General features: G+C 72.7%; 1 protein-coding gene. It reads right to left on the bottom strand.

The features are described from left to right. Window positions 1-315: tautomerase family protein (locus tag JHD82_RS30160; RefSeq protein WP_233174970.1), on the bottom strand; the 315-nt coding region annotated here is incomplete at both ends.

The raw sequence follows: 315 nt of genomic DNA on the forward strand, positions 1-315 counted from the left end.
CTGCTCCAGGCTGCGGGTGTTGCTGACCGTGAGCTGCACCAGCACCAGATCGTCGCTGCGCGCCACGCCCAGGTAGGAGGCGCTGTAGCGGAAGTTGTCGCCGTCATGCTCGGTGATGGTCATGAACCTGTCTCTTATACACATCTGACGCTGCCGACGAAATGCGAACAGTGTAGATCTCGGTGGTGGCCGTATCATTAAAAAGGGGGGGGGGGGGGGGGGGGGGGGGGGGGGGGGGGGGGGGGGGGGGGGGGGGGGGGGGGGGGGGGGGGGGGGGGGGGGGGGGGGGGGGGGGGGGGGGGGGGGGGGGGGGGG

Source organism: Delftia sp. ASV31 (genome assembly GCF_016428765.1).
GTDB lineage: Bacteria > Pseudomonadota > Gammaproteobacteria > Burkholderiales > Burkholderiaceae_C > Comamonas > Comamonas acidovorans.